General features: G+C 51.4%; 26 protein-coding genes. 15 read left to right on the plus strand and 11 right to left on the minus strand.

The genetic code is table 11. The annotated features are described in order from the left end of the window. The first annotated feature begins 83 nt into the window (after positions 1–83). The 11 genes from UM181_00545 (at position 84) to UM181_00595 (ending at position 11,337) form a co-directional block, all read left to right on the plus strand. Positions 84–1,727 (plus strand): CTP synthase, encoded by a 1,644-nt coding sequence (locus tag UM181_00545; protein WQC63135.1) that lies wholly within the window; start codon positions 84–86, stop codon positions 1,725–1,727. 74 nt (positions 1,728–1,801) lie between these two features. Then, positions 1,802–2,593 carry a 23S rRNA (adenine(2030)-N(6))-methyltransferase RlmJ gene (gene rlmJ / locus UM181_00550; protein WQC63136.1) on the plus strand — a complete coding sequence of 264 codons (792 nt, stop codon included), beginning with the start codon at positions 1,802–1,804 and terminating at the stop codon, positions 2,591–2,593. A 94-nt stretch (positions 2,594–2,687) separates the two neighbouring features. After that, positions 2,688–3,125, plus strand: coding sequence for a TerB family tellurite resistance protein (locus UM181_00555; protein ID WQC63137.1), 438 nt, complete (start codon positions 2,688–2,690; stop codon positions 3,123–3,125). Between the two features lie 120 nt (positions 3,126–3,245). After that, positions 3,246–4,022 carry an ATP-binding cassette domain-containing protein gene (locus tag UM181_00560; protein ID WQC63138.1) on the plus strand — a complete coding sequence of 259 codons (777 nt, stop codon included), beginning with the start codon at positions 3,246–3,248 and terminating at the stop codon, positions 4,020–4,022. A 22-nt stretch (positions 4,023–4,044) separates the two neighbouring features. After that, entirely contained in the window at positions 4,045–4,761 is a 717-nt protein-coding gene (locus tag UM181_00565) for a transporter substrate-binding domain-containing protein (protein WQC63139.1), read from the plus strand. 81 nt (positions 4,762–4,842) lie between these two features. Then, on the plus strand, positions 4,843–5,727 hold the full coding sequence (locus UM181_00570; GenBank protein WQC64798.1) for an ABC transporter permease subunit: 885 nt from the start codon (positions 4,843–4,845) through the stop codon (positions 5,725–5,727). Then, a complete protein-coding gene (locus UM181_00575) occupies positions 5,724–6,530 on the plus strand; it encodes an ABC transporter permease subunit (GenBank protein ID WQC63140.1) in 807 nt (268 codons plus the stop codon). Before UM181_00570 ends, UM181_00575 begins: the two co-directional genes overlap by 4 nt. A gap of 91 nt (positions 6,531–6,621) precedes the next feature. Continuing rightward, positions 6,622–7,938, plus strand: a complete 1,317-nt coding sequence (locus UM181_00580) for a glutamine synthetase family protein (GenBank protein ID WQC63141.1) — start codon at positions 6,622–6,624, stop codon at positions 7,936–7,938. Positions 7,939–7,986: 48 nt separating this feature from the next. After that, a complete protein-coding gene (locus tag UM181_00585; protein ID WQC63142.1) occupies positions 7,987–8,667 on the plus strand; it encodes a type 1 glutamine amidotransferase in 681 nt (226 codons plus the stop codon). A 1-nt stretch (position 8,668) separates the two neighbouring features. Further along, positions 8,669–10,036 (plus strand): glutamine synthetase family protein, encoded by a 1,368-nt coding sequence (locus UM181_00590; protein WQC63143.1) that lies wholly within the window; start codon positions 8,669–8,671, stop codon positions 10,034–10,036. Beyond that, the gene (locus UM181_00595; protein ID WQC63144.1) at positions 10,033–11,337 is read left to right on the plus strand and encodes an FAD-binding oxidoreductase; all 1,305 of its coding nucleotides are present in this window, start codon (positions 10,033–10,035) and stop codon (positions 11,335–11,337) included. Before UM181_00590 ends, UM181_00595 begins: the two co-directional genes overlap by 4 nt. Positions 11,338–11,386: 49 nt before the next feature. On the opposite strand, the gene phaR is transcribed toward UM181_00595, so the two are convergent. From phaR to phaC, 3 genes are all read right to left on the minus strand, one after another. Beyond that, entirely contained in the window at positions 11,387–11,977 is a 591-nt protein-coding gene (gene phaR / locus UM181_00600) for a polyhydroxyalkanoate synthesis repressor PhaR (GenBank protein ID WQC63145.1), read from the minus strand. A gap of 138 nt (positions 11,978–12,115) precedes the next feature. Continuing rightward, a complete protein-coding gene (locus UM181_00605) occupies positions 12,116–12,535 on the minus strand; it encodes a phasin family protein (GenBank protein WQC63146.1) in 420 nt (139 codons plus the stop codon). Positions 12,536–12,669: 134 nt separating this feature from the next. Further along, positions 12,670–14,454 (minus strand): class I poly(R)-hydroxyalkanoic acid synthase, encoded by a 1,785-nt coding sequence (gene phaC / locus UM181_00610; protein ID WQC63147.1) that lies wholly within the window; start codon positions 14,452–14,454, stop codon positions 12,670–12,672. 105 nt (positions 14,455–14,559) lie between these two features. On the opposite strand from phaC, the gene phaZ reads away from it, so the two are divergent. Beyond that, positions 14,560–15,837, plus strand: coding sequence for a polyhydroxyalkanoate depolymerase (phaZ, locus tag UM181_00615; GenBank protein ID WQC63148.1), 1,278 nt, complete (start codon positions 14,560–14,562; stop codon positions 15,835–15,837). Here the strand turns inward: phaZ and UM181_00620 are convergent. The 3 genes from UM181_00620 to UM181_00630 form a co-directional block, all read right to left on the minus strand. Then, positions 15,834–16,808, minus strand: a complete 975-nt coding sequence (locus UM181_00620; GenBank protein WQC63149.1) for a Gfo/Idh/MocA family oxidoreductase — start codon at positions 16,806–16,808, stop codon at positions 15,834–15,836. The genes phaZ and UM181_00620 overlap by 4 nt on opposite strands. A 61-nt stretch (positions 16,809–16,869) precedes the next feature. Beyond that, positions 16,870–17,766: an RNA polymerase sigma factor RpoH gene (gene rpoH, locus UM181_00625; GenBank protein WQC63150.1), complete on the minus strand. Its 897-nt coding sequence runs from the start codon at positions 17,764–17,766 to the stop codon at positions 16,870–16,872. 142 nt (positions 17,767–17,908) lie between these two features. Beyond that, positions 17,909–18,940 (minus strand): RluA family pseudouridine synthase, encoded by a 1,032-nt coding sequence (locus UM181_00630; protein WQC63151.1) that lies wholly within the window; start codon positions 18,938–18,940, stop codon positions 17,909–17,911. On the opposite strand from UM181_00630, the gene UM181_00635 reads away from it, so the two are divergent. Continuing rightward, on the plus strand, positions 18,939–19,235 hold the full coding sequence (locus UM181_00635; GenBank protein ID WQC63152.1) for a DUF6476 family protein: 297 nt from the start codon (positions 18,939–18,941) through the stop codon (positions 19,233–19,235). The two genes, UM181_00630 and UM181_00635, sit on opposite strands and share 2 nt — an antisense overlap. A gap of 14 nt (positions 19,236–19,249) precedes the next feature. On the opposite strand, the gene thyX is transcribed toward UM181_00635, so the two are convergent. Beyond that, the gene (gene thyX / locus UM181_00640) at positions 19,250–20,158 is read right to left on the minus strand and encodes an FAD-dependent thymidylate synthase (protein WQC63153.1); all 909 of its coding nucleotides are present in this window, start codon (positions 20,156–20,158) and stop codon (positions 19,250–19,252) included. A gap of 246 nt (positions 20,159–20,404) precedes the next feature. On the opposite strand from thyX, the gene UM181_00645 reads away from it, so the two are divergent. Next, positions 20,405–20,833, plus strand: a complete 429-nt coding sequence (locus tag UM181_00645; protein ID WQC63154.1) for a VOC family protein — start codon at positions 20,405–20,407, stop codon at positions 20,831–20,833. A gap of 94 nt (positions 20,834–20,927) precedes the next feature. Here UM181_00645 and UM181_00650 read toward each other — a convergent pair whose 3' ends face one another. The 3 genes from UM181_00650 to UM181_00660 form a co-directional block, all read right to left on the minus strand. Next, positions 20,928–21,425 carry a winged helix DNA-binding protein gene (locus UM181_00650; GenBank protein ID WQC63155.1) on the minus strand — a complete coding sequence of 166 codons (498 nt, stop codon included), beginning with the start codon at positions 21,423–21,425 and terminating at the stop codon, positions 20,928–20,930. Between the two features lie 76 nt (positions 21,426–21,501). Further along, positions 21,502–21,768 carry a succinate dehydrogenase assembly factor 2 gene (locus UM181_00655; protein WQC63156.1) on the minus strand — a complete coding sequence of 89 codons (267 nt, stop codon included), beginning with the start codon at positions 21,766–21,768 and terminating at the stop codon, positions 21,502–21,504. Then, complete coding sequence (locus UM181_00660; protein WQC63157.1) at positions 21,765–22,160, minus strand: helix-turn-helix domain-containing protein; 396 nt, start codon at positions 22,158–22,160, stop codon at positions 21,765–21,767. The genes UM181_00655 and UM181_00660 overlap by 4 nt, the downstream gene beginning before the upstream one ends. 88 nt (positions 22,161–22,248) lie before the next feature. Between UM181_00660 and UM181_00665 the strand changes: the two genes are divergently transcribed. Continuing rightward, positions 22,249–23,445, plus strand: coding sequence for a pyridoxal phosphate-dependent aminotransferase (locus UM181_00665; GenBank protein WQC63158.1), 1,197 nt, complete (start codon positions 22,249–22,251; stop codon positions 23,443–23,445). On the opposite strand, the gene UM181_00670 is transcribed toward UM181_00665, so the two are convergent. Next, complete coding sequence (locus tag UM181_00670; protein ID WQC63159.1) at positions 23,437–24,816, minus strand: MATE family efflux transporter; 1,380 nt, start codon at positions 24,814–24,816, stop codon at positions 23,437–23,439. The two genes, UM181_00665 and UM181_00670, sit on opposite strands and share 9 nt — an antisense overlap. Positions 24,817–24,848: the final 32 nt, after the last annotated feature.

A 24,848-nucleotide genomic window follows, 5' to 3' on the forward strand; every position in this document is an offset into this window, starting at 1 on the left:
GTGAGCCTGCCTGTTTCACGTATGAATTCAGGCGGCACATTCGGCAGATTTTGCACCGCGAAAACCACGGGAGACAGCCAAATATGGCAAGATTTATTTTTATCACAGGCGGCGTTGTTTCCTCTTTGGGCAAGGGGTTGGCCTCGGCCGCCTTGGGCGCTTTGCTGCAGGCCCGCGGCTATAGCGTGCGATTGCGCAAGCTCGATCCTTATCTGAATGTAGATCCGGGCACGATGAGCCCGTTTGAGCATGGCGAAGTGTTTGTGACCGATGATGGCGCCGAAACCGATTTAGATTTGGGCCATTATGAACGTTTCACGGGCGTCGCGGCGCGGCAAACCGATTCTGTGTCTTCCGGTAGGGTCTATTCTACAGTACTGGAAAAAGAACGCCGCGGGGATTATTTGGGAAAAACCATTCAGGTGATCCCGCATGTGACCAATGAAATCAAAGATTTCATCAAAATTGGCGAGGATGAGGTTGATTTCATGCTTTGTGAGATCGGCGGAACGGTTGGCGATATCGAAGGTTTGCCCTTTTTTGAAGCCATTCGCCAATTCTCGCAGGATAAGCCGCGCGGGGAATGCATTTTCATGCATTTAACTTTGTTGCCATTCATCAAAACCAGCGGCGAGCTGAAAACAAAACCCACCCAGCATAGCGTCAAAGAATTGCGCTCAATCGGCATTGCCCCAGATATTTTGGTCTGCCGCTCAGAGGGCCCGATCCCCGAAAAAGAACGCGAAAAACTGGCGCTGTTTTGTAATGTGCGGCCGGAAAGCGTGATCGCAGCGCAAGATTTAAAGTCAATCTACGAGGCGCCGTTGGCCTATCACCGCGAAGGCTTAGACCAGGCGGTACTTGACGCGTTTCAGATTGCCCCAGCTCCGAAGCCGGATCTGGCGCGTTGGGAAGACGTGGCCGATCGGATTTACAACCCAGAAGGCGCGGTGAATGTTGCCATTGTGGGAAAATATACGCAATTGGAAGATGCCTATAAATCGATCGCGGAAGCCCTTACCCATGGCGGCATGGCCAATCGCGTGCGCGTGCAAATTCAATGGGTCGATGCGGAAATTTTTGAAAGCCAAGATGCTGCGCCGCATCTGCAAGGGTTCCACGCGATCCTAGTGCCAGGCGGGTTTGGCGAGCGCGGCACAGAAGGAAAGATCAAAGCCGCTGAATTTGCGCGTCAGCACAACGTGCCATATTTGGGCATTTGCCTTGGCATGCAAATGGCGGTGATCGAAGCGGCGCGTAACGTGGTTGGACTGAAAGCCGCAGGATCAGAAGAATTTGACCATGAAGCCGGAAAACGGCGCTTTGAGCCCGTAGTGTATCATTTGAAAGAATGGGTGCAAGGCAATCACAAAGTGGCGCGCAGCGTCTCAGATGACAAAGGCGGCACGATGCGCCTCGGCGCCTATGACGCCACTTTGCTAGAAAACTCAAAAGTTGCTGATATTTATGGGACGCAAGCGATCGATGAACGCCATCGCCATCGTTACGAGGTGGATATCAAATATCGTGACCAGCTTGAAGCTGCAGGGCTGCGCTTTTCCGGCATGTCCCCGGATGGGCGGTTGCCAGAAATTGTCGAGTGGACAGATCATCCCTGGTTTATCGGCGTTCAGTTCCACCCCGAGCTGAAATCAAAACCCTTTGATCCGCACCCGCTGTTCAAAGATTTCATCCGTGCCGCAAAAGACGTCTCGCGATTGGTTTGAGCTTGAAAACGGCTTTGAATATGGCTGAGATTTGGGGCGTTCTTCGAACACCCAGACGCGGTTAACGCACCGCTATGCTATCTTATCAACATAGCTATCACGCCGGGAACTTGGCAGATATTCACAAACATGCGGCTTTGGCATGGGTTTTGAGCTATCTGCTTAAAAAACCTAAACCTCTGACCTATCTCGAAAGTCATGCAGGCCGCGGATTATATGACCTTACTTCGCGCGAATCTGCGAAAACGGGCGAGGCCGAGGCGGGGATCACACTGGCGTTAAAAACCGGGTGGTTTGACCCGGCGCACCCTTATCTGCGCGCCCTGCAAGATTGCCGCGCCCTGCATGGGCCGCATGCCTATCCGGGCTCGCCCTTGATTGCCGCCTCGCTTCTGCGCAAAGAGGATCATCTTCATCTGGCCGAATTGCACCCGCAAGAACACGCCGCTTTACGGGATAATCTGGCGCAATATAAAGCCAAGCTTTACCTCCAGAATGGCTTGGATTTGCTGAAAGCGCTCTGCCCACCCACCCCGCGGCGCGGCTTGGTTTTGATGGATCCCAGCTATGAACTTAAACAAGATTATGCTGAAATCCCCAAAGCGCTTACAAAAGTAACGCGCAAATGGAACGTGGGCAGCGTGATGCTTTGGTATCCCGTACTGCGCAGCGCGGCCCATACGGAAATGTTGGCGCAACTGGAAGCGATATATCCAGAAGGTTTGCGCCATGAAGTTGTTTTTCCTCCCGCAAAAGAAAACCATCGAATGGTGGGCTCTGGCCTCTTCTTCATCAATCCGCCCTATGGGCTAATGGATGAATTGGACCGCCTGTCTTTTTGCTTTAAAAAGGGCCAAACGCAGTAACCGGCGCGCAGACGAACCGCAGCGCTACCTTTATTGAAATTTAATCTCCTGCCCTATCTGATCTATTAGGGCCTTTACTCAGAAAGCATCACATATGTTCGGATCGTTTTTAAAATCCTTGCTCGAACCCCAAGCAGAGCCGCTTCACGACGATGATGCGCGCCTCGCTATGACCGCTTTGCTGGTGCGTTTGGCCCGCGCGGATAATGAATATGCAGCCGCAGAAATCCACCGCATAACGCAGGTGATTATGGCACGCTACGAACTGGCCGAACCAGAGGCGATCGCGCTGCGCGAAAGCGCAGAAACTTTGGAACAAGAGGCTCCTGACACCGTGCGCTTTACCCGCGCCATTAAAGACCGCGTTGCCTATGAAGACCGGATCGCAGTCGTGGAAGCCTTATGGCAGGTGGCCTTGGCTGATGGCAATCGCGACGCTGAAGAAGACGCGCTGTTGCGTCTGGTTGTCAGTTTGCTGGGGGTTACAGATGTCGATAGCGCCTCTGCACGCCGCCGCGTGATGCAGGCATAAGAAACAAGGCCACCCGCACAGCTAAAAAACCACAAAAACATCTGCGAGCAGATATTTTTTGATTGCATAACCTTTTATTTTACGGCGTAGTGCGAGCCTGAACAAAACGCCGAGTTGATATTGCCACAGCCAGAAAATGTTATTGAGATCTCCAAACTTCACAAATCCTATGGAGATTTACAGGTTCTTAAAGGCGTAAGCCTGACCGCCCGTAAGGGGGATGTGGTATCGCTGATCGGGTCTTCCGGCTCGGGAAAATCCACGTTGCTTCGCTGCGTGAATTTATTGGAAGATAGCCAACAGGGCGAGATCCTGTTTAACGGCGAGGCCGTGCTTTGGAGCGCCGGGAAATATAACCGTATGCCAGCCGATAAACAGCAGGTGCAAAAGATACGCACCAATCTATCTATGGTGTTCCAACAGTTTAATCTATGGGCGCATATGACCATATTGGAAAACGTGATGGAGGCACCCGTCACCGTGCTCAAACGCCCCCGCCCCGAGGTTGAAACAAGCGCCCGCCGCTATCTTGAGCAAGTGGGCATTGGCGATAAATGCGATGCCTATCCGGCGCAATTATCAGGGGGGCAACAGCAGCGCGCGGCGATTGCGCGGGCGCTGTGCATGGAGCCCGAAGCCTTACTATTTGATGAACCTACCTCAGCGCTTGACCCTGAGCTGGAACAAGAAGTTATCCGCGTGATCAAAGATCTTGCGGCCGAAGGGCGCACGATGCTGCTCGTTACTCACGACATGAAATTGGCCGCTGATGTGTCAAATCATGTTATATTTTTGCACCAAGGGCTTATCGAAGAACAAGGCGCGCCGAAAACCGTTTTCGACGCACCAAAATCTGACCGGCTGCGACAGTTTTTAAGCTCGACTGTGGCGGCTTAACATGACCAAAGGGAGATCTATCATGACTATCCGTCTTTTAACTGCGGCAGCATTGGCGCTGTCAACCGGTATTGCATTTGCCGGCGATGTTGTGCGTATGGGCACAGAAGGAGCCTATCCTCCGTATAACTTCATCAATGATGCTGGCGAGGTTGACGGTTTCGAGCGCGAATTGGGCGACGAGCTCTGCGCGCGTGCCTCTTTAACCTGCGAGTGGGTTGTCAATGATTGGGATAGCATTATCCCAAATTTGGTATCCGGCAATTATGACACAATCATCGCCGGTATGTCGATCACAGCCGAGCGGGATGAAGTGATTGATTTCACAAGCAATTACACGCAGCCTGATCCATCTGCCTATATGGCAATATCGGAGTCAGCTGATTTAAGCGGCGGCGTGATTGCAGCGCAATCAAACACCATTCAATCAAGCTATATCGCCTCTTCCGGTGCCACTTTGGTGGAATTTGCCACACCAGAAGAAACCATTGCCGCGGTGCGCAATGGCGAAGCTGATGCGGTTCTAGCCGATTTGGCCTATCTGGCCCCAATCGCGGATGAAAACGCCGATCTGATGATGGTGGGTGATAAAGTGATGCTGGGCGGTGGCGTTGGCATGGGCATTCGTGAAAGCGATGGCGCAATGAAAGCAAAATTTAGCGCAGCGATTGACTCGATGAAAGCCGATGGCAGCTTGAACGCTTTGATTACCAAGTGGGAAATCGGCGAAACATTTTAAGCCGAAACACCGTTTTGATCGGGCCTTGGCTTTTGCCAAAAGGTCCGGTCTTTCCCATCCCAACACCAATTGGGGGATGTTATTTTTTCATTTTGTACAAACCCTGATCTGCTGGCAGACGCGCAGTGGTGGGCCTGCTACCTCACAACCGGCAAACATGTCGGATTGTATTGGGCTGTGGGCACCGTTTTGCTGCTATTATTGATCACCGCTCCCGTGGTACTGGCTCTGGGATTTCTTGGCGCAATGGCCGCGCGATCAAGCACGCTTATTTTCAGCCTGCTCGGTCGGAGCTATATCGCGATCGTGCGCGGCGTTCCCGATATCGCGTATTTTCTGTTTTTCGTCATTGCTTTGGATCAAATTCTCGAATGGATGCGCCACAAGGCACTGTGCCGCGATTGGTCAGAGCCCATTCGCCAAGGCAATGATTTTGTGGTCTGCGATGCGGCCAAATTGCCGCTGTCCAGCGCCGCCCCTTGGGTGCATGATCTTTACGGGTTTGCACTGGCGGTTTTCACCTTTGGCATTGTGTTCGGGGCCTTTGCCTCAAACGTTATCTATGGCGCGATGCGCGCAGTGCCAAAAGCCCAGCTTGAAACAGGCGCTGCTTATGGAATGAGCCAAAGGCAAGTTTTCTGGCGCATTTTAGTGCCGCAGATGTGGGTATATGCGCTGCCCGGGCTTGGTAATATTTGGATCCTTTTAATAAAAGCCACACCCCTGCTGTTTTTGCTTGGCATTGAAGATATCGTTTATTGGGCCCGCGAATTGGGTGGCACAAAAACCGCAAAATTCACCGATTATCCACATGGCGATTACCGTATGTGGTATTTCTTTGCGCTGCTGGTATTCTATCTGGCCTTCACAAAATTATCTGAAAGCGTTCAAACCCGCTTGATGCGGCGGCTCAACAAAGGCCAGGCCACGCTGGGCGGCCAAGCGCAAGCGCGAGGATCCGCATGAGCTGTTGGGACACAATTGCAGAGTATGGCCTTAGATCGCTGGGCATCGGCGAGCGGCTCTTGCCACGCTCGGATTTCACGCTGTGTCAACAATTCACGCTGATCGGCTCGGGGATGATCTGGAACGTTTATTTTGGCGTTTTGGCCTTGGCAGCTGGTTTCTTTTTGGCCACGGCGCTGGCGCTTGGCAAAGCGTCACATCGCCGCCTTTTACGCAAACCCTGTGAGTGGTTTATTTTTATATTCCGCGGTTCGCCTTTGTTTATCCAACTTTTTTTCGCGTATTTTTTATTTCTGGGTTTGAAAAGCAACGTCCCGATCTTTGCGCCTTTAACCTCGGCCTGGATGGGCGCGCTGGTGGTGCTGTTTTTGAACACAGCCGCCTATTCTGCCGAAATTTTCTATGGCGCGCTGCAATCTATTCCCAAGGGAGATTTGGATGCTGCTGATGCCTATGCGCTCTCTGGATGGGCGCGGTTTCGCCGGATCATCTGGCCCACCATGTTACGGCTGGGCTGGCCTGGTTATACCAATGAGGCAATCTTTTTATTTCACTCTACAACGCTGGTGTTTTTTTCAGCTTTTCCAGCCTGGCAGCAGCGCGGAGATGCTTTATACTACGCCAACTATTTTGCCGATAAAACCTTCAACCCGTTTATTCCCTATCCAATTTTAGCCGGGTATTTCGTTTTGCTGACGTTTTTGATTTTGGTTCTTTTTGGCCTTATCAACAAACGCCTTAACCGGCACCTGCCCCCCGATCAAACCGCGCGCTTGAAACTGCGCCCAACGCTAATTCGCTAGATTTTTCAAGCCATTCTCTTTAAACACAATCTGTCCAACCCCTTCGTTAGGAGGCTGTGAATGGTTCAAATAAACAAACAAGGGCAGACCAATGGATCTGGATAATCTCGATACGTTTCGAATCGCAACCTGCGATTTAAACGGCCAAATGCGCGGCAAGCGCATGCCCCAAAAAGATCAGAGAAAATTGGCCTCGGGCGATCTGCGTATGCCATTATCTGTGCTGAACGTAGATATTTGGGGGGCAGATATTATCAATAGCCCGCTCTTATTTGCATCTGGCGACGGCGATGGCTATCTGCTGCCAACCAATCGAGGGCCTGTGCCAATGCCCTGGCTTGACCAACCAAGCGCATTGGTAGGGATGTGGATGTTTGAAGAGGATGGACGCCCTTTTGAAGGAGATCCTCGGCACGCTTTGGCCCAAATTCTGGACCGCTACGCCGCGCGCGGATGGCAGGTTGTGGCCGCCACCGAGCTTGAATTTTATCTGATCGATGACAGTGCTGAAAGCCTGAGGCCGCCAAAAGACCCCGCCAGCAATCGCAAAATCGACTCCAGCGCAATTCTATCCTTGCAACAGTTAGACGCGTTTGAAGCCTTTTTCTCAGAGCTTTATCAAAGCTGTGCACAGATGGGGATCAACGCACAAGCCGCCTCTTCTGAAGCGGGTATCGGACAATTCGAAATCAGCCTTCAACATGGCGATGCGTTGCGCATTGCGGATGATACATGGCTTTTTAAAACCTTGCTCAAAGGCCTGGCACGCAAGCATGGCTATGCCGCCAGCTTTATGGCCAAACCCTACCCAAACGATGCAGGAAATGGCTTACATCTGCATTTCTCAGTTATTGATGAGGCCGGAGAAAATATTTTTGATGACGGCACAAAACAGGGATCACCCCTGCTGCAAAACGCCGTCGCAGGCTGCCTTGCCACGATGCGTGCCGCCACGCTTGGCTTTGCACCCCATGCCAATAGCTATACGCGTATGGATCCGGAAAACCACGCCCCCACATCAATTTGTTGGGGCTACGAAAACCGTACGGCCGCGCTGCGCATTCCTGCAGGCGCACATAGAGCCCGGCGGATCGAGCATCGTGTTGCAGGCGGCGATATAAACCCTTTTTTGACGCTGAGCCTTATACTAGGTGCAGCGCTGCTTGGCATCGAAGATGATCTTACTCCGCCGCCGCCCATCACGGGCAACGCTTACAGCCAAGATCTGCCACAATTGATCCATAGCTGGTCTGAAGCGATAGATATGTTTGAAAACGATCCGATGATTGCCCGGATCTTACCCGCACAACTTATTGAAAACTTTTCTTTAACCAAGCGCCAAGAACTTGACGGCTTGAAGAATATTCCGCAAGAAGAGCACTGGAAAATATATCTTGAAACGGTGTAACCTACACCTGCAACGATACAACGCCTTCCGAACGGCAAGTAGGGTTTTATGAAAATCGGCATCTTACAGGCTGGCCACACCCCGGACGAAATGCGCCCGCAGACAGAGAATTACGGCGGGCTCTGCGCCGCTTTATTAGACGGGCATGGCTTTAAATTTGACGTGTTCAGCGTGGTCAATGAGCAGTTTCCAAAAGATGAATTTCAAGCCGATGCCTGGTTGATCACCGGCTCGCGCCACGGAGTTTACGAAGATCTGCCCTTTATCAAACCTTTAAAGGCGCTCATCTTGCGCATTGTTGCTGCGAAAAAACCCTTGGTTGGAATATGTTTTGGTCACCAAATCATCGCCCAAACCATGGGTGGGCATGTTGAAAAATTTTCCGGCGGCTGGAGCATCGGCCTGACCGACTATCAATTTGAAGGCCAGAAGGTGCGCATAAACGCTTGGCACCAAGATCAGGTGGTCACTCTGCCCCCCAAAGCCCGCTGCACAGGCTCTAACGGCTTTTGCAAATACGCCTTCCTCGAATATGAAGACGTTATTTTTTCGCTGCAAGCGCATCCAGAATTCGACAGCGCCTTCATCCACGGATTGATCCAGTTCCGGGGCAAAAAAAACGTGCCGCAAACATTGCTGGAAACGGCCCAAAGCAAATTATCTGATCCGAATTCAAACGATATTTTGGCGGAAAAAATTGCCACATTTTTCAAATCGAAAGCAGGTTAAGATGCCCAGTCTTGATGAAATCTTTAAGCAAATGCCCAACGCCGCTTTGGCCTATTTAAAAGATCAAAAGCTGGATGAGATCGAATGCGTGATCGCTGATTTACCCGGAATCGCGCGCGGAAAAGCTGTGCCAGCAACCAAGTTTGCTCGGCAAAACACGTTTTATTTACCCGATTCAATCTTTTATCAAACCATCACGGGCGGCTGGGGTGAAGCCGCGGGGGAAGGCGGGTTTATCGAACGCGATATGCTGTTGAAACCGGATTATTCCACCGCAACTGCCGCGCCATGGACGGGTGATTTTACGCTGCAAGTGATCCATGATGCTTATGATCGCAAAGATGAGCCAATCTTATTTTCTCCCCGCAACGTGCTAAAGCGGGTTGTCGAGCTTTACAGAAAAGAAGGTTGGGAACCGGTTGTCGCTCCGGAGATGGAGTTTTTTCTGGTCGCCCGCAATATTGATCCGGCCAAACCCATCGAAGCCATGATGGGGCGTTCGGGGCGTCCGGCCGCCGCGCGCCAGTCCTATTCTATGACTGCGGTAGATGAATTCGGTCCAGTGATCGACGATATTTATGATTTTGCGGAAGCCCAAGGGTTTGAGATTGACGGGATCACCCAAGAAGGCGGCGCCGGTCAGCTGGAAATCAATCTCCGCCATGGAGATCCGGTGCGGCTTGCAGATGAAGTATTCTATTTCAAGCGTTTGATACGCGAAGCGGCGCTGCGCCATGATTGCTTTGCCACCTTTATGGCCAAACCGATCGCCGAAGAACCCGGCAGCGCGATGCATCTTCATCATTCGATCATCGATATCGAAACGGGGGCAAATGTGTTTTCCGGCCCCCAAGGTGGCGAAACAGATTTGTTTTATAACTTCATCGCAGGGCTGCAAACGCATTTGCCATCAGCGATTGCGGTTCTGGCGCCCTATGTGAATTCCTATCGCCGCTATGTCAAAGACCATGCCGCCCCAATTAACCTATCTTGGGCGCGTGACAATCGGACAGCGGGGATCCGCATTCCGATTTCTGAGCCTCAGGCAAGGCGGGTTGAGAACAGGATCGCGGGGATGGATTGCAACCCCTATTTGGGGATCGCTGTGTCTTTGGCATGCGGATATTTGGGAATAAAAAATGAATTGCGGCCCTCGAAACAATATCGCGGCGATGCATATGAGGGGCGCGAAGACCTGCCCCGCGGCATGGGCGAAGCGCTTGGGCTTTTTGAAGACGCGTCCGAATTGCATGAAATTTTAGGATCCGAATTTACGCGGGTGTATTCTATTGTAAAACGCGCCGAATATGACGAGTTTTTACAGGTCATTAGCCCTTGGGAACGCGAACATCTTCTTTTAAACGTATGAACCTGCTCGACGCCAATGATCAACCCGGGCAATACCCGCCCAGTTGGTATGCTGCGACAACGCAATTTTTACCGCCCTTTCCCAGCTTTGACGGAACGGATAATACGGATATTTGCATTATCGGAGCCGGATATACCGGCTTATCAGCGGCGCTGCATTTGGCCAATCAGGGCTGTGCAGTCACGCTTTTAGAGGCGCAGCGCGTCGGGTTTGGCGCGTCGGGGCGCAATGGTGGCCAATTAGGGTCAGGGCAAAGGCTGGATCAAGAAACCTTGCTGCACTGGCTGGGGCCACAATCGGCGGATGCCCTTTGGGATCTGGCGGAAGAGGCTATTGATTGTAGCAAATCCTTGATTAAGCAGCACAAAATTGATTGCTTTTTAAAACCCGGCATCGCCGAGCTTGGGTTTTCAAACGCAGACAGGCAAAACCTTCATCGTAGTGCAGCGTTTTTACAAAAACGCTATGGCTATGATAAAATCACGCTGCTCGATGAAGCGGCAAGCCAAGCGCTCTGCCCTTCTGCGCTGTATAAAGGCGGGGTTTTGGATCACGGAAGCGCGCATCTGCATCCTTTGCGCTATGTTTTGGGATTGGCAAAAGCAGCCGCAGCCGCGGGCGTTCGCATCTATGAAAATACCCGCGTCATCGATCTAAAAGATGGGGTTAAGCCAACCATTACAACTTCAAACGGGCAGATCACCTGCGCGCAGGTAATTCTGGCCTGCAATGGCTATTTGGGCAAGCTCCACCCAAAAATAGCCCGGCACGTGATGCCTATTAATAATTTCATTGCTGCAACAGAACCGCTGGGCCCGGCAACCACACGCGTGTTAACCCAAGATGTGGCGGTGGCAGATACCAAGTTCGTGGTGAATTATTTCCGATTGTCGCATGATGGAAGGCTGCTCTTTGGCGGAGGTGAAAGCTACGGCTATCGCTTCCCCACCGACATTGCAGCCAAAGTCCGCACACCGATGTTGAAAATTTTTCCGCATCTCAAAGATGTTAAACTTGAATATGCATGGGGCGGCACGCTTGGCATCACTATGCGCCGAACGCCCTATTTTGCAAGGATGTCAAAAAACATCATCACAGCTTCGGGATATTCGGGCCATGGTGTGGGCACCGCTACGCATGCCGGAAAATTGATCGGACAAGCAATTATGGGCCAAGCCAACGGATTTGATACGATGTCGCAGATCCCTCAGCTTCCATTCCCGGGGGGCCGCTACGCACGCCTGCCGCTGCTTGTACTGGCCATGACATGGTACAGTCTGCGCGACCGATTGGGACTTTAACAGGGCCTTTGCCGCGCTGCTGACAGGCTGCTACCCCTCGCTGAGACCATTAAGATCCCAGCTTGCTCAGCTTTTCTTGAAGATCCGCCAATTGGCTTTTGATTTGCTGCAAATCTTCATCAGCCGCGCTTGACGTTGTAGGCGCGGCCTGTGGCGCAGGGCTTGCCGCTGCGGGATTATCCTCGGCCGCACCTGGCCAGGCCGCGAAGCCCGATGTCATCGCTTTCACAAACGCCTCTTGCTGCGCGCGCAAAGCATCAAAACCGGGTACCTGCGACAAAGCGTTACCCCCGCCCATATTTTCAAAAATTTTCGCTTGACCATCGCGCATCATATCAAAAGACATGGCCAAGACCTGCGGCACGATACTCGATGCCTGCGTCGTGTAACTGCGCACCAAATCATTCAACACATTGATTGGAAGAACGCTTTCACCGCGGCTTTCATGCTCGGCGATAATTTGCAATAAATATTGGCGGGTTAAATCATCCCCGGACTTCAAATCAACGATTTGAACGTCGCGCCCGTCACGCACGAAACCTGCAATATCTTCAAGCGTCACATAATCGCTGGTTTCCGTATTGTATAAGCGCCGGCTCGCATAGCGCTTGATCAACAAAGGTTTATTGGCTGTAGACACGCAGACCTCCCAAAAATGCAGCAGTGCAGAAAAACATTACGCGCTTGCGAAAAGAAAAGAAAGGGTGCGCCGAAGCACACCCTTTACTGTGAATTGCCTCTGGGAGGAAAGGCAAAACTATCATGTGGTCCTATTTGCTTAGGCGGCCGCTTTTTTAGTGGCTTTCTTAACCGCAGCAGATGCATCTTCGCTAAAATCCTTACCCGCGGTCATCATCAAATCAACCGTGTCAGTTTGAACTTTCTTTGCCACTTCGGCAAAGGCTGCCATATTTTCGGCCGCAACTTCAGCCTGCGCAGAGGCAAACTCTGTCATCACTTTTACGTAATCGGCTGGATCTGTTTTTGCTTTTGAAATTGTGCTTAAGCGCGACAATGTCTCTTTTGTCCATTTGTTTGAGATTTCAGCGCTTTTTTCCGCAGCTTCCACTGCCACGCTGGCAAATTTCTCATTCAGGGCTGTCGTGCCTTTCATCGCTTCTTCGAAAGACTTTGTATCAACAGGAAATGCACCCATCATATCTTTGAAAAAACCCGTCATATCGTTCAAATTTGTCATTCTACTTTCCTCAGCTGAGCGGCGATATCCGCGATCACTTAAGCAACATATAGATGCTGCAATGCAGCATTGCAAGTTTTTTCTGCAGTGCAGCATAAAAATGTTAAAAGCTGCGCAACCACCGCTGAAAGCGGCTAGAGCCGCACATAACGCCCGGGTGCATCGGGAAGGTTTTCACGCTCAGCTTCGGAAAAATGGCGCGCGGCGATTTTTTTACCGGACCGACGGGTCAGCCATGCGCTCCAACTGGGCCACCAGCTGCCAGAATTAAAATCTGCTGTTTTCTGCCACTGATCACTAGAGAGGGTTAAATCTTGATTCGTGAAATGGCCATATTTCTTTTTACTGGGAGGGTTGATAATGCCTGCGATATGGCCTGACTGGGATAAAATAAACTGTTTTGAGCGACTGCCCATTCCCTGCACGCCCCGGTAACTGTCTTTCCAGGCCGCGATATGATCGGTCTCGCAGCCAATTGCGCACACGGGAACTTTGACATCTTTTAAGTGTAAACGCTCTCCCAACAACGTTATGCCCTGCGTGGCGAAAGCATCACTTTGGCATAATTCGCGCAAATATTGCACGGCCATCCGCCCGGGAAGGTTGGTACCATCTCCATTCCAAAACAGCAGATCAAACGCCGGCGGCGCTTCGCCCATCATATAACTTTTTATCGCTGGCTTATATATCAGATCATTGGCGCGCAAAAAGCTAAACGTGCGCGCCATAACAAAGCTTTTCAGCATACCGCGCTGCGCAACTTCTTGTTCAATCCCATCGATAAAATCATTTTGCAGGAATGGGGTGAATTCGCCCTGTTGTGAAAAATCCGTTAGCGTGGTGAAAAAACTTGCCGAATTCACCGAAGAATCTCCGCGTTTTTTTAGCAAGGCCAAAGTCAGCGCCAATGTTGTGCCGCCAATACAATAGCCAACTGCGTTCACTTGGCTCTGCGCGCTGCGCGCCTTCACTTCACGGATAGCGGTCAAAAACCCATCTTCGATATATGTTTCCAACCCAACATCACGGTAACTGTCATCAGGATTGACCCAAGACACCACAAACACGCTAAAGCCCTGCTCTGTCAGCCATTTGATAAGACTGTTCTGGGCTTTTAAATCCAAAACGTAAAATTTATTGATCCAAGGCGGAAAAATGAGAAGAGGAATCGCGTGCACAACTTCGCTGGAGGGGCTGTATTGCAGCAATTCAAACATCCGGTTTTCAAAAACAACCTTGCCCGGGCTATTGGCAATATTGACCCCCAATTCGAACACTTTGTCATTTGCCAGCTTCACAACCAGTTCACCCTGGTTATCCTCTAAATCTGAGATTAGGTTCTCCAACCCATCAATCAAAGATTGGCCATCTGTTTCGATCGCGCGCTCCAGCGCATCTGGATTGGTGCCTAGAAAATTTGTGGGCGCCATCATATCAATGATTTGATCGGTAAAAAATGACAGGCGTTTTTGTTCAACGGCCGCTAAGCCATCCATGCTGCGCGCCGCGCTGCGCAAAGCTGCCGCATTCTGCAAATATTGGTCTTTTACAAAACTAAAATAAGGGTGGCTCTGCCACATCGGATTGGAAAACCGAGGATCCGAGTTAGTGGCTGATGATTCCCCACCCACGCTTTGCATTCCACCAAGGTTTTGCTGCAGCGTTGTAAAATGGCTTAAAGATTTCCCCCAATATTCAACCTGCTGCGCCATTAATCGCGCCGGGTTCTTCACCGCCTCTTCCCAATAAGCATGCGAAGCTTTGACCATCAAATCCGGGCCGGGGCCGCTCAAAGCCGGGGCTACGGCCTGTTTGTTCTGCACAAGAGTTAAAAAGCGCTGCGACAGCTCTTCCAGCTTGACCAAATTGTCACTCATTTGGTCAGCTTTTTCTGCAACTGCATTGTCTTTTCTTGTCATTTTTGCATTTTTCAGTTAATATTTCTGCTATGCAGCATAACAGCGCCGGATAAAAATTCCAAGCGGCGATGCAAAGCGGCAAAATGGTTAAGTTTGGAGCAGAAAATGCGGTTTATGGCGAATTATGATTTCATGGAAACCATGCGCAATACCAACCAATGGATTGGCGCAAGCGCGCAAGCCTTTGCCTCAAATCCCGGTTTCGCAATGATGCCCAACCCTGCGCTTGAATGGATGGCCGCCTGGGGGCAAGTGACCGAGCGCAGTTTTCAACGGATGAGCGTAAAGCCTGATTGGGGAATTGATAGCATGCCCGGTGCAGATGGGCGGGATCATGTGGTAGAGCCAAAAGCCGTTTTGAAAGCCCCCTTTGGCGACTTGGTGCATTTTGACGTACAAGATCGGCCCACCGCGCCGCGAAAAGTGTTGTTGGTGGCGCCCATGTCGGGCCATTATGCGACCTTGCTGCGCTCGACAGTGAAAAGCCTGATCCCCGATTGTGAAGTTTATATCACCGATTGGCATAATGCGCGGGACATTCCTGTATCGGATGGTAAATTCGATATTGAAGATTATACGCTTTATTTGGTGGATTATTTGCGCCATCTGGGACCCGACACGCATGTAATCGCCGTGTGCCAACCCGTGCCCTTGGCGCTGGCCGCCACAGCCTATCTGGCGCAAGAAGATCCAAAGGCGCAGCCCCTCAGCCTGACCTTAATCGGGGGGCCAATTGATCCGGATGCAAACCCAACCGATGTCACTGATTTTGGCCATCGCGTCACAATGGGGCAGCTTGAACAGACCCTGATCCAGCGCGTTGGGTTTAAATATGCTGGCGTTGGCCGAAAAGTTTATCCCGGGTTACTTCAATTATCCTCATTTATGTCGATGAATGCCGAGCGCCACACGCTGGCCTTTCGCGATCAAGTTTTGAAAGTGATCCGCGGCGAGGCATCGGATCACGATCCGCATAACAAGTTCTATGACGAATATCTTGCAGTTATGGACATGACCGCTGAATTTTATCTGAGCACCGTTGAACGCATTTTCAAATCGCGCGAGATCGCGCAAAACACGTTTAGCATCGCGGGTAAGGCGATTGATTTTGGCGCGATAACGGATGTAGCCATCAAAACCGTAGAAGGTGCCAAAGATGATATCTCAGCGCCGGGCCAATGCGTCGCAGCGTTGGCGCTTTGCACGGGGCTGTCAGCGGATAAGAAAGCCAGCCATTTAGAACCCGATGCCGGACATTACGGTATTTTTGCTGGCAAAAGTTGGCGCAACAACATTCGCCCCTTGGTGCTCGAATTTATCGATGCGAACAGCAAACGGCGTCTAGAAACGCGCTCAAAAAAAGCAAATCAGCCCAAGGTTTAGCCGCGGGCTTTTCGGAAAACCTGATCAATCATCCGTTGCGTGCCTTGTGAAAACTCTAACGGACAAGGATAATCTTTCCCCTCATGAAGGCTGGCCTGAAACGCTTCAAGCTGGCGCGTATAATGATTCTCATTTGGAAAGCGCTTCACGTGTTTCGCCTCGCCCCCTTTGTGTAGTTCAACCTCTGCCTGTCCAAAAACCTGCGGATTGAAAGGCGCCGTAAGGCGAATAAACCCACTGGTTCCATGAAAGTTCATTTCCTGCCGCGCATCCATACGCATTGATGTCACGCCCATAAACCGAAAGCCGGGAAATTGCGCAGTGACGCCAGCCCAAACATCTACCCCGTTTTCCCACGTTATCGTGGCATCCAAAATCGCCTCAGGCTCTTGTCCCGTGACATAGCGCGCACTGCCAAATGTATAAACGCCGATATCGGGCAAACTGCCACCACCCGTATCCGGGCGGTTGCGAATATTAGCCACATCTTCTGCATTATTGTACGAAAATACGCCATCGACCTGTACCAGATCCCCGATCACACCGCTTTCAAAAAGTGCCTTTGCGTATTGCCATTGTGGATGATGAACGATCATATAGGCTTCGACCAGCATCAAACCCGCGCTATCGCGCAGCGCAATAAGCTCATCAATATCCGACGCCTGCATCGCGATTGGTTTCTCGCATAAAACATGCTTGCCAGCGGCAATGGCTTTTTTGACCCATGCCACATGCAGATGGTTGGGCAAAGGAATATATACCGCATCAATATCAGGGTCGTTCAAAACGGCGTCGTAGCTGCTATGCACTTTCAGGCCAGGGGCCAGCGCTTTGAAAGGCGCCGCTTTTGCACCATCCGACGTGCCAAGCGCCACCAATTCTGTGTTGCGGGCCAATTGCATCGCCGGCGCCATATGCTGTTTGGCGAAATGAGCCGCCCCCAATATTCCCCAGCGCACTGTCTTCGTCATTACATATTCTCCCGATTGCCTTTTCCTTCAGGCTAGCGGGTTTTAGCAATGCACAAAAGCCCTAGACGGCGCTGAGCATGCCTTTGTCATGGGCAAGCCGTCGCATTTCCTGTTGCAACTTTTCAAATGCGCGCACTTCAATCTGGCGAATGCGTTCTCGGCTTACGCTATATTCTTCGCTCAAATCTTCCAAAGTGATTGATTGTTCATCAAGCCGGCGTTTGATCAAAATATCTTTCTCACGCGGGTTTAACACTTCCATCGCTTGTTCAAGCATGGCGCGACGCAGCTCTAGCTCATCTTTGGCCTCATAATCGCCCGCTTGATCCGCGTCTTCATCTTCCAGCCAATCCTGCCATTGCATCGAGCCTTCGCCATCAGCCCCGATTTGTACGTTCAAAGAGGCATCCCCGCCGGACAGACGGCGGTTCATATTCACCACCTCCTCTTCGCTGACGCCCAAATCTGTTGCAATTTTATGCACTTTATCGGGATGCATATCCCCATCTTCCAGCGCGCCGATACGCGACTTGGCTTTGCGAAGGTTAAAGAACAACTTCTTTTGCGCGCTTGTGGTGCCCATTTTTACCAAAGACCAGCTGCGCAAAATATATTCTTGAATGCTCGCCCTTATCCACCACATGGCGTAGGTGGCAAGGCGAAACCCCTTTTCAGGATCAAAGCGCTTTACGGCCTGCATCAAACCAACATTGGCCTCTGAAATCACTTCTGCCTGCGGCAACCCATAGCCGCGGTAGCCCATGGCAATTTTTGCCGCCAGCCGCAAATGCGAGGTCACCATTTTATGCGCAGCTTGTGTATCCTGTTTTTCCACCCAACGTTTGCCCAGCATATATTCTTCTTCATGCTCAAGCATTGGAAATTTACGGATCTCTTGCAAATATCGGCTCAAACCCCCTTCTGGGGTTGGGGCGGGAAGGTTAGAATAATTTGCCATCGGTTACCTCATACACGCATCTTATGCGTAAGAGATAAGAGCCGGGCTTTGGCATTTCAAGATCAGGGCCAGCGCTTCTGGAAAAGTTTACAGAAAAAAATAACGGCAAAGCCAAGCCAGTCGCGCTGGCGACCCCGCGCCTTTAGCCATCCTTTTCCAACGCCTCTAGAAGGGTTTTGAAATCGGTGGGATATGGCGCTTCAAAACGCATATTCTCGCCGGAAACCGGGTGTTCAAAACCCAAAACAGCCGCATGCAAAGCCTGCCGTGAAAAACCACTGACCAGGGCCAAGCTGGCCTCAGACAAGGCTTTTTTCCCAATCTTTCGCCGGCCACCATAAACCGGATCCCCCAATAGGCCGTGGCCAGTATGCGCCAGATGCACACGAATTTGATGCGTGCGCCCGGTTTCAAGCCGGCATTCAATCAACGAAAGGGTCGCAGGGCATCCATAGCTTGCCAGCAATCGCGACCGGGTTACGGCATGGCGGCCGCCTTCAAAAAACACCGCTTGACGCTGGCGGTCGGTGCGATGGCGGGCCAGATGCGTGGTGATTTTCATCACATTTCCCGCTTCAAAATTTACCCCGCGCACCCCTCTTAACCGGGGCTCATTGGCATCTGGCACCCCGTAACAAATCGCGCGATAAGCCCGCTCTACTTTGTGCAATTCAAATTGTTTGGCCAAACCGTGATGCGCCTTATCCGATTTCGCAACCACCAAAAGCCCGGATGTATCCTTATCAATGCGATGCACGATGCCCGGGCGCTTTTCACCGCCAATGCCCGACAGGCTATCGGCGCAGTGATGCAACAAAGCATGCACCAGCGTACCGGTTGGCGATCCGGGCGCGGGATGAACGACCATCCCAGCGGGTTTATCAATCACGATCAGCGCGTCATCTTCATAGACCACGCGCAAAGGAATATTTTCGGGCGTTAAATTAAGCTCGGCAGCACAGGGAAGTTCAATCTGAACCTGCGCCCCTTCCACAACTTTGGCTTTTGGATTGTTTTGTGGCGCCAGATTGATCCGAACCGCACCTGCCAGGATCAAACGCGTTAAATATGTACGGGAAAGTTCAGCCTGCGCTGGTGCATCGCGAAAAAGCGCTTTATCAAGGCGCTGAGGAGGGTCCGCTGCGATCTGAAATTCAATAAGGGTAGTCGTCATGGAGCAACCTACAGAGCCTGAAAATACGGTGCCGCATCTCGATTATTTGCGGCGTCTGGTGACGCTGCTAAGCGCCACGATGATTGGCGGAATGATAATCTTAATCATCTTGTTTGTCATTCGTTTTCAGCAAGATATACTGAACGTTCCCCCAGAAATTACGCTGCCCAGCGGCGTCACACCAATTGCGTTCACGCAAACCCGCGACTGGTATGCTGTGGTGACGCAAGAGAATAAAATCTTACTTTTCACACCCAAAGGCAAACTGTTCCAAACCGTTGAGATCACCCAGTAGCGCGTCTGCTTCGGCTAATCTGCCAGCGCTGTTTGAAACTCGCGCCATTCACCAGCGCTCATCCCAGAATTTTCCTGCGTGACCGCCTCGCCTCTGAGCATCCGCCGCACGCAATCCAGCGCAGTGCTTGAGAGCGTTGCACCGCCCATACGATAATCTTCAAACGCCCGATAGGCGAAGGGCACCCAATCGGCCACCAGTTTACAAATTTCATCCGCATAGACGCGGATTTCATATTGCGCATGCGCATCAGCGCGCAGACGTAAAAAGTGCAAAAGGTTGTGCAAATCCACCTTCCAATACCATTGCGTATAAATATTCGCAGGCAAATTCATACGCGCCAATTCTCTGGCCAAGCCATCCTGACCATCCTGAGAAATCATTTCTTCATAATGATCATAGGCGCGCATCGCATCATCGCGCAGATAGCGCAGTACCCGCTCGGCTTCTTGCCCAGTGAGCGCCGCGCCGCGCCCCTGATTGTTCACCACCGATTGCGATGCAAGGGATTCGGGCGCAGGAATGTAAAATTCGCGGTCCAAAATAGAATAGCGGGCCGAATATTCGTTCACATTGGCCGTGCGATGTCGGATCCATTGACGCGCCACAAAAACCGGCAGCTTCACATGCAGCTTCACCTCGCACATTTCAAAAGGCGTTGAGTGCCAATGCCGCATCAAATAGCGCACAAGCCCTTCATCATTTTGAACCGATTTGGTGCCTTTGCCGTAGCTCACCCGCGCCGCTTGGCAAATCGCCGCATCATCGCCCATGTAATCAATCACGCGCACAAACCCGTGATCTAGCACGGGATAGGCAGTGTATAGGTGATCCTCCATCCCCTGACTGACAGCCCTTAAAGTCGGCTGCGTATGGCGGCGCTGTTCCGCGATTTCCGCCTGCTGATCGGGTGAAAGGGGCATTTGACGAATCCTTTTTACTGCTCGAGTGATCCTACTATATCTTGAGGTTAGCAAACAAAAAACCGCGATATGAAGGAGATTTCAGAAAAACACTGCGGAAATGGTCAAAAAATCAGCTGACAGCCGCTTGCGTGGGCCTCGCATTGGAAAATTTAAATGACTTCTGCCTTAAACACGGCGATTGCCTCTAGACAGAGGCCGTTGTCATGATAGCGTTAAAGGATTAATCAAATAAAGGAGTTACGCATGGGCACGCGGTATTTACATACGATGGTTCGGGTCAAAGACCTTGATAAATCAATCGCATTTTTCAAATTACTGGGGTTGGTTCAAACGCGGCGCTCGGATTATGAGAAGGGTCGGTTTTCCTTAGTCTTCATGGCGCCCGAGGGCCAAGAAGATTGCCCGGTCGAGTTGACTTATAATTGGGATGGCGATGAAGGATTGCCAAGCGACAGCAGGCATTTTGGCCATTTGGCGTATTTGGTGGATAATATTTATGACATGTGCCAGTATTTGCAGGAGAATGGCGTTGTGATCAACCGGCCCCCGCGGGATGGCCATATGGCCTTTGTGCGCTCGCCCGATAATATCTCGGTGGAACTGCTGCAAAAGGGCGATGCGCTGCCGCCCGCCGAGCCGTGGGTGTCTATGGGCAATACCGGCCATTGGTAAACGCCGCTCATCCAACAAAATAACGGAACCAAATTCTACGGTGCTGGAGCAAAATCATATTCGGTGCGCCCCTCATTTGGGGGGGGCCACAGGGTCAATAAATATAACGGATTTGATCTTTCCAAAAGCGCTCAACCCGCTTTAAAATATGAGAAATATCCATCACTGATTGCGCCTCAAGCGTATTGCCTTCAATCAAGCCTTGCGCATGACGGGCAAATAAACGCGCAATGATATCGCGGATATTTTGGCCGCGTTGCGTCAGGCCGACGCGGACCGCCCGCCGATCAATCCGGCAACGCTGGTGATGCATATAGCCAATATCAACCAGTTTTTTCAGATTGTAACTGACATTGCTACCTTGATAATAGCCGCGCGATTTCAACTCGCCGGCGGACACTTCATTTTCACCGATATTGAACAGCAAAAGGCCTTGAACAGCGTTGATGTCAAAAATATCTAATCGTTCAAATTCATCCTTGATCACATCGAGCAGCAAGCGGTGCAAGCGCTCAACCAAACATAATGTGTCAAGATAATTGCTCATAAACAGCGCTTGTTTGCTGGCCTCAACCGGGGTTGGACTGTTCATGAAAAAACTCCGCCTTCAAATCAAAATCACTGCCAGTCTGGCCGCTAAGTCCAAACAATCCGTTAAAGGGATGACTCTAACCGCGGGCCTGCGCGATAAACGCTTGAATATCTTCAATCATTTCTGAAATACGGGGGGGGCTAGGCGCTTGCCCAGAGACCCATTGATACAAATCCTGATCATTTTCATTTAACAAATCTTCGTAACAATCCAGGCTCGCTGCGTCAAAAACAGCCAATTTTGCCTGCGCATAACGCGACAAAATCAAATCCATTTCTTTGATACCACGGCGCATCGATCGCATCTGCAATCGCTTTAAGCGAATGGCTGGCAATTCGCTCATCGCGGCGTCCCCAACACCGTTGGAAGCCGTTTTTCCAACTGCTCCAAACGCTCTACCGCGCCTGCCAAAATTTCTTTTAAATCTTTTATATCACTCATTACTTGGGCCAGTTCTGGGGCGGGTTGGGGCATATCATCCGGGGCCAGAACCCCCTCCCCCTCGCCGGTTAAAAGCCAAATCAAAGACACGTTTAAAACCCCAGCGATCATCGACAGCTTATTTGAGCGCGGCTCTGAGCTGTCATTTTCCCAGCTTTTTAGCGTTTTCAACCTAACACCAAGATGTTTGCTCAACTGCTGCTGGCTCAGTTGCGCCGCATCACGCGCTGCCGCCAGCCGATCGCCAAACGTGGCGATATGGCCACCATACCAGTCTGTTGCCAAATCCGTCATAGGTTTTCCTAACATTTTGATGGGCGCTTGAAGGCCTCGCAGCGGCACCCTATGGTATATCAATCTTAAGTTCAAATAGGCGCAGCCCATGCAATCGCTCTCGTTAAAACGTGTCAAACCATCGCCCACAATCGCCATGACCACTTTGGCGCAAGAGCTGAAAGCCCAAGGAAGGGATATTATCAGCCTCAGCGCTGGCGAACCCGATTTCGACACGCCCGAGCATATAAAACGGGCCGCAGCCGCAGCAATTGCAGCGGGCAAAACAAAATATACCGCACCCGACGGCATGCCCGAACTCAAGCAGGCAATTTGTAAGAAATTTTCCCGTGAAAACGCTTTAGAGTATAGTCCAAGCCAAATCTCGGTCGGAACCGGTGGCAAGCAAACCTTGTTTAATGCCTTTATGGCCACATTAAATGCAGAAGATGAGGTGATTATCCCTGCGCCCTATTGGGTCAGCTATCCTGATATGGTGCTTCTCGCCGGCGGCACCCCGGTGGTTGTCGCCACCGATGTGAAAGACAATTATAAGTTGACCGCAAAAGCGCTGCGCGCCGCCATCACCGAAAATACAAAATGGTTTATTTTCAATTCGCCCTCAAACCCAACCGGCGCGGGCTATACGGCACCCGAATTAAAGGCGTTGACGGATGTCTTGCTGGATTTCCCTGATGTTATGGTGATGTCGGATGATATGTATGAACATCTTACCTATGACGGCTTCAAATTTGTTTCGCCTGCGCAAGTCGAACCGCGACTTTACGCGCGCACCTTAACCTGCAATGGGGTTTCAAAAGCCTACGCCATGACCGGCTGGCGCATTGGCTATGCCGCAGGCCCCGAGGCTTTGATCGCCGCGATGCGCAAAGTACAAAGCCAAACAACATCAAACCCCTGTTCGATCAGCCAATGGGCCGCGCTGGAAGCGTTGGAGGGACCGCAAGCATTTCTGCAAGACAACCAAACCCTGTTCAAAGGTCGGCGCGATTTGGTTGTTGCCGGATTAAACGCGATTGAAGGTATCACATGCCCGATCCCCGAGGGCGCTTTTTACGTCTATCCGTCAATCGCCGGTTTGATCGGTAAAACCACGCCCAGTGGAAAAGTTATTGCGACTGACGAAGATTTTGCGATCGCCTTATTGGAGGATACGGGCGTTGCAGCGGTTTTTGGTGCCGCTTTTGGCTTATCGCCCAATTTCCGGATCAGTTATGCAACTTCGGAAAGCCAGCTGAGCGAAGCCTGTGCCCGGATTGCACAATTTTGCGATCGCCTAATCTGAACCAGCATCAGAGTTTGAGCGCAAAACGTCACGGCGCAGCATCTGGCCCAACAGCTTAACAAATCGGTGGCCTAGGGTCAGGGCCACGATCGCCAGCCCTACGGCGATACCCGCCCAAATACCGACGCCATCAAACCCCAGCCAGAACCCCAAAACATACCCAACCGGAAGGCCGATAGCCCAATATCCAATCACCGCAATCAGCAGTGGCACTGACGTGTCTTGAATGCCGCGCAAAAGGCTTAACGCCATCACTTGGCCACCATCAACGAATTGAAACAACCCAGACACCACAAGTAAAACCGCGCCCAGCGCAAGAATTTGATCGCGGGCAGGATCATGCGCATCGATGAAAAGCCCCACCAAAGCCGTTGGAAAGGTTACAAACAGGATCAATGTCAGTAAAGAAAGACCGATTGAGGCCAAAGTTGCAACCACGGCGCCGTCGCGTAAACCGACAAAATCTTTGCGGCCATAAGCGTTTCCCGCCCGCACCGTCGCCGCCGCAGCCAAGCCTAGATGTACCACAAACGTAACGCTTGAAATTTGGAGCGCAATGCCATGCGCCGCCAGCGCAATCACCCCCAACCAGCCCATCATAACCGAAGAGGCGTAAAACAATCCCGCTTCCGCCAAATGCGTCAATCCAATCGGCATTCCTATTTTGAACAGTTTTGAAAAGATGCTCCAATCAGGCCGCCAAAACCGTAGGAATAATTTATGCTCTGGCAAGCGCCGCCACGCATAAAGCGCGATGGCCAGCGCGCTGAGCAGATGCACGGCCAGTGACGCCCACGCCGCGCCGCCTACGCCAAGTTCGGGCGCTCCATATTTGCCAAAGATAAGCAAATAGTTCAGCGGAATATTGAGCAAAAGCGCCGCGACCGTAATCGCCAACACCACTTGCGTAAGCTCAAGGGCCGCAAGATAATTTTTCAGCACCAAAACCACCAAAGCCGGGATCAACCCAAAACTTAAAATCCGCAGATAATTCTGCGCCAAGTCTGCCAGCATTGGATCTTGCCCCAGCGCCACAAAAACAAATTCCGAACACCAAAAAAGCGAAAATACCCCTGCGGAATAAATGATGGACAACCACAATCCCATGCGGGTTACGCGGCGAATTTGAACCGCATCCTCGCGCGCTGCTGCGCTTGCCACCAGCGGCAAAAGAGCATGCCCAAACCCTGCGCCTAATATGAACACAACGAAGAAAAAAGAGCTGCCCAAAACTAAGGCTGCCAGCGCCTCAACAGAATACCATCCAGTCATCACGGTATCGACGACGCCGATAGAAATCTGCGCAATATTGCCAAGGATAAGCGGCAATCCCAACGAACAAATGGCTCGGAAATGTTGATAGCGGGTCAAGTCAACCTCCTGCACCTTGATAGGCCATAGGG

It is taken from the genome of Alphaproteobacteria bacterium US3C007 (assembly GCA_034423775.1).
Taxonomy (GTDB): Bacteria; Pseudomonadota; Alphaproteobacteria; order Rhodobacterales; family Rhodobacteraceae; genus Thalassovivens; species Thalassovivens spotae.

Coding starts and splice junctions, on each gene's coding strand:
- UM181_00635 (WQC63152.1), top strand. CDS start 18,939: ATGGAGCAACCTACAGAGCCTGAAAATACGGTGCCGCATCTCGATTAT.
- phaZ (WQC63148.1), top strand. CDS start 14,560: ATGCGGTTTATGGCGAATTATGATTTCATGGAAACCATGCGCAATACC.
- UM181_00620 (WQC63149.1), bottom strand. CDS start 16,808: ATGACGAAGACAGTGCGCTGGGGAATATTGGGGGCGGCTCATTTCGCC.
- phaC (WQC63147.1), bottom strand. CDS start 14,454: ATGACAAGAAAAGACAATGCAGTTGCAGAAAAAGCTGACCAAATGAGT.
- UM181_00545 (WQC63135.1), top strand. CDS start 84: ATGGCAAGATTTATTTTTATCACAGGCGGCGTTGTTTCCTCTTTGGGC.
- rpoH (WQC63150.1), bottom strand. CDS start 17,766: ATGGCAAATTATTCTAACCTTCCCGCCCCAACCCCAGAAGGGGGTTTG.
- UM181_00660 (WQC63157.1), bottom strand. CDS start 22,160: ATGACGGATTTGGCAACAGACTGGTATGGTGGCCATATCGCCACGTTT.
- rlmJ (WQC63136.1), top strand. CDS start 1,802: ATGCTATCTTATCAACATAGCTATCACGCCGGGAACTTGGCAGATATT.
- UM181_00575 (WQC63140.1), top strand. CDS start 5,724: ATGAGCTGTTGGGACACAATTGCAGAGTATGGCCTTAGATCGCTGGGC.
- UM181_00630 (WQC63151.1), bottom strand. CDS start 18,940: ATGACGACTACCCTTATTGAATTTCAGATCGCAGCGGACCCTCCTCAG.
- UM181_00655 (WQC63156.1), bottom strand. CDS start 21,768: ATGAGCGAATTGCCAGCCATTCGCTTAAAGCGATTGCAGATGCGATCG.
- UM181_00555 (WQC63137.1), top strand. CDS start 2,688: ATGTTCGGATCGTTTTTAAAATCCTTGCTCGAACCCCAAGCAGAGCCG.
- UM181_00645 (WQC63154.1), top strand. CDS start 20,405: ATGGGCACGCGGTATTTACATACGATGGTTCGGGTCAAAGACCTTGAT.
- UM181_00565 (WQC63139.1), top strand. CDS start 4,045: ATGACTATCCGTCTTTTAACTGCGGCAGCATTGGCGCTGTCAACCGGT.
- UM181_00580 (WQC63141.1), top strand. CDS start 6,622: ATGGATCTGGATAATCTCGATACGTTTCGAATCGCAACCTGCGATTTA.
- UM181_00595 (WQC63144.1), top strand. CDS start 10,033: ATGAACCTGCTCGACGCCAATGATCAACCCGGGCAATACCCGCCCAGT.
- UM181_00605 (WQC63146.1), bottom strand. CDS start 12,535: ATGACAAATTTGAACGATATGACGGGTTTTTTCAAAGATATGATGGGT.
- UM181_00590 (WQC63143.1), top strand. CDS start 8,669: ATGCCCAGTCTTGATGAAATCTTTAAGCAAATGCCCAACGCCGCTTTG.
- thyX (WQC63153.1), bottom strand. CDS start 20,158: ATGCCCCTTTCACCCGATCAGCAGGCGGAAATCGCGGAACAGCGCCGC.
- UM181_00665 (WQC63158.1), top strand. CDS start 22,249: ATGCAATCGCTCTCGTTAAAACGTGTCAAACCATCGCCCACAATCGCC.
- UM181_00585 (WQC63142.1), top strand. CDS start 7,987: ATGAAAATCGGCATCTTACAGGCTGGCCACACCCCGGACGAAATGCGC.
- UM181_00650 (WQC63155.1), bottom strand. CDS start 21,425: ATGAACAGTCCAACCCCGGTTGAGGCCAGCAAACAAGCGCTGTTTATG.